Source organism: Rhodothermales bacterium, from assembly GCA_013002345.1.
Classification (GTDB): domain Bacteria; phylum Bacteroidota; class Rhodothermia; order Rhodothermales; family JABDKH01; genus JABDKH01.
Genome location: JABDKH010000228.1, coordinates 1 through 3,356, shown reverse-complemented (window position 1 = coordinate 3,356; position 3,356 = coordinate 1). Strand labels below are relative to the sequence as shown.

The 3,356-nt window shown below is 59.0% G+C and carries 1 protein-coding gene; it reads left to right on the top strand.

The genetic code is table 11. The annotated features are described in order from the left end of the window. The first annotated feature begins 435 nt into the window (after positions 1-435). The gene (locus HKN37_11435; GenBank protein NNE47261.1) at positions 436-3,273 is read left to right on the top strand and encodes a TonB-dependent receptor; all 2,838 of its coding nucleotides are present in this window, start codon (positions 436-438) and stop codon (positions 3,271-3,273) included. The last annotated feature ends 83 nt before the right edge of the window (positions 3,274-3,356 follow it).

Genomic DNA, 3,356 nt, shown 5'->3' with positions numbered 1-3,356 from the left:
GGGATTCACGGCCGCTCCAGTCTGTTGCGTATTAGCCACATGACTGCCCGAATAACGGCCCGAACGCCTTGACAACGAACCCCGAGCTACGTTCTTATAGGCCTCGGCGCAAGCCAGGTCCAAGGGGGATACCTTGACGCAACGAGACCGACAGGCTCATCTGTCGTTTTTGCTCAACAGTTCGATACCGGTCGTAATGCACCGGTCACTCCAGAATGGTGTTACCGACACCGATACTTTCGATTCTTACGAATTCATGCGGACTGCCAACTTCGTGACGGGTGGCGGACGCGTGTCTTATGGCTGGCTAGGCAGGGGGGGGGCGATCGGCCCGACTTTCAATCGCAGAGCCATGACCCGTCACAACAGCGATATCGCTCGGAGAAATACTAAATGAAACGGAAACGACATTTACCCCTAATACTGGGGTCTGCATTGCCAGGATTGGCAATGCTGTCGCTATCGGGGGAGGCTGTTGCGCAACAGTCTGCAGCCGCCGCGGCGATGCTCGAGGAAGTCGTGGTTACAGCGCGAAGGCGTGAGGAAAGCCTTCAAGAGATTCCGATGGCTGTCCAGGCCATCACCGCTGACGCCATGCAGGCCCAGGGCATCTACAACATCCAGCAGATCACGGACTTCGCGCCGAACGTCGTGCTGCAGGAAGATCAACGCCAGAACGACACGCGCTTCTACGTGCGTGGCATCGGCGGCGGATTCTCGAATCCGGCGCAGGTCTTCGGCGTTGGCATGTACGTGGACGGCCACTATATGTCCGGCAGCCTCGGTGCGTTCATGAGCACCGTGGATATCGACCGCGTCGAGGTGCTGCGCGGTCCGCAGGGCACGTTGTTCGGTAAGAACACGACCGGCGGTGCGCTGAGCCTGATCACGGCGAAGCCGGGTCCTGAATTCGAGAGCTACGTCACGCTGCGCGCGGCGAGCTTCGGCGAGACCGGCATCCGTGCAATGCTCAACACGCCGATCACGGACAACCTGTACTTCCGCGGCAACTATGCGACGGAGACGACCGACGGTTTCTATACCAACAAGAGAGACGGCTCGGACATGGGTGGTACGGACCAGGAGAGCATCGGTCTGGCATTGCGCTGGGAGCCTAACGACAGCTGGACCATCGATACGAAGATCCTCGCGTCCTACGATCGTGACGACAACCAGGGCGGCCAGTGTGTCGCGCGGCCTGACCAAGAGCTGTACGACCTCCTGACCCGTCAAGTCGACCGTGACGGCGATCCCATCACCGATGGAGCGGGAGCGATGTTCGCAGGTCCCGATCTGATTTTCGGCACCGCCGATGATGTCATGTATACGGGTCCCGGTCCGTTTAACGACGGCTTCGGCCTCGATCCGTGGGGTAGTCGTAATGACCATACGCCGTACCGCACGACCCAGCAGGGCGGAACGATCGGTCCTGGTGGCTCCGATCTGCGCCCCGATGGGTGGTATCCGGGCGCCACTGCGGCGTGGCTCAACTCCTGTGCCGAAGACTTCGACTCCGGTGACGTCTACCAGTCCTACCAGGATGCGGATCCCCACTCCTATGTCGATAACGAGATGTTCATTCTCGACGCGACCTGGGTCTCCGACGGTGCCCTCGGAGCGTTCGAGGACGCGAACGTGCAGATCAAGTACGCTACCCGTGACACGAACTACAACTATTGGCAGGATCGCGATTTCGGCCCCGGCATTTTCGATCATATCGGAAATATCCCGACGAAAAGCGGCAGCGCCGGTGTGTTTCGAGAGACGGATGAGTTCGAGGTCATCTTCAACGGCCAGCTTAGCGACCGTGTCAATTTGACGACCGGTATCTACTACTTCGACGATCTAGCCGGAAGTGGCGATCAGAGTTGCGTCAATGCCTGGCAGGCTGCGTTCGATCCGAACGGCGTCAATACGTTGCCGAACAACCCCGGTGTGGATGAAATCCTCGGCACCGCCGATGACGGCATCAACATTGGCACGATCAACGGCATGAATGACGACGACGTCACCTGTAGCGGTAACGGGACCGGCACGTTCTTCCATCGTTTGCCCAACACGATTGATGGTCAGCAAAGCGGCGGCCTTCGCCGGTCGTTCTGGAACGCGAACCTCGTTGGCGGCGAGTCGACTGCCGTTTACGGGCATCTCGATATCGATATCAACGACGATTGGAGTGTCGCCGTCGGCCTACGCGCCATGGAAGACGATCGCACGCTCGTGAATGTCGAGCCAGGTGGTTCTGGGTTGGCGGTTCAAAACTGCGATAACAGCGGCCATCGGATTGACAGCGTAGCTCTACCCTGTGACCCGGTCTTCGTCATGAACCGAAGCACGCTGCTCAATAACGGATTCGTCGGCGATTCGCAAACGAGCTACAGCGAGACCACCGGTACGTTCAGTCTCACGCGTCACCTGACGCCGGGCGATACGATCGACAGCGGTATCATCTACGGCACGATCTCGGAAGGCTATCTGACGGGCGCGTTCAACGACGAGCTGAACCCGTACAGCGGTAACTTCACCGCAGAAGGCCAGGCACTCGTTGCGTCGCTGGTGCCGTTCAATCCGGAGTACGTCACGAACTACGAGATCGGCTTCAAGGGGACACTGCTCGACGGCAATCTGCGTCTTGCGATGGATTACTTCATCATGGACTACACGGATAAGCAGGAGCAGATCCTGATCGACAATCCTGACGGTCTGTACGGTCCCGATCCGAACCTGGCATACGCTGCGAACGCTGCGGACGTCGACGTCAGCGGAATCGAGTTCGAGCTCCGTGCCCAGCCATGGGACGGCGGCTTCCTGTCGATCGATGCAGGTTGGTTGGACTTCGAGTACGCTGAGTTCCAGTACACGGACTTCGTCACTGGTAACTTGGTGACACCGGAGCTGACGCAGATCCAGAACCGCACGCCTGAGTGGTCGCTGACCGCGACGATCGAGCACGCGTTCCAGCTCGGCAACGGTGGTACGCTGACACCGCAGCTTGGCTTGTACGCACAGGCTGGGATGGAGTGGTGGCCTGGTCTCGCAGAGGGTGAGAAATCACCGATGTGTCATCAGGATCAGCTCAACAAATGGCGTGCCCGCATCTCCTACGAGCCGCCTCAGGGCAACTGGCAGGCAGCACTCTTCGGCTACAACATCACGGACGAAGAGATCCTGTTCCGCTGTCAGGAGAACCGTAGCGGTGTCTACACGCGCTTCTTCGAGCGTCCCGCAGCTTGGGGCCTCGAGTTCACGATGCGCTTCGGTGAGAACACCTAAGTTCTCCTAATACCTGATACTTACTGTATCAACGGCACCTCCTCGGAGGTGCCGTTTTTTTTGCGTGGCGCGAAGGGCTACTG